Below are 356 nucleotides of genomic sequence, written 5' to 3'. Positions count from 1 at the left end.
GCCCATGCCTGGAAAACCTATAATACGTTGAGAACCTAATTGCATGTTTTCACCTACTTTTTCATAGTCTTTTACATGTTATGCTTCAAAAAAATAAAGGAGCTTATTCGCCTTTAAACTTAGGCAGGTTAACTACCGCTAATGATAGGTTATAATGATCTATTATCCTGTAAATCACGCTTGCTTTTCTTGGCGTTTTTTCACCAAGATGACATCGCATTCCCTTCTGTTGACTTTGTTAATTCTTCGGTAGTATTTGCAATTGAATTCGTGTTATCAGAAAGATAAAAAACATGTTGTTTATTTTCAGAATTGACATGACATTATATTGATTTTATACTGTTAGTAACATATTA

The sequence above is a fragment of the Bacillus sp. JJ864 genome (genome assembly GCF_036963045.1).
Classification (GTDB): Bacteria; Bacillota; Bacilli; order Bacillales; family Bacillaceae_G; genus Bacillus_A; species Bacillus_A pseudomycoides_C.
Note: the sequence above shows the minus strand (reverse complement) of the source record.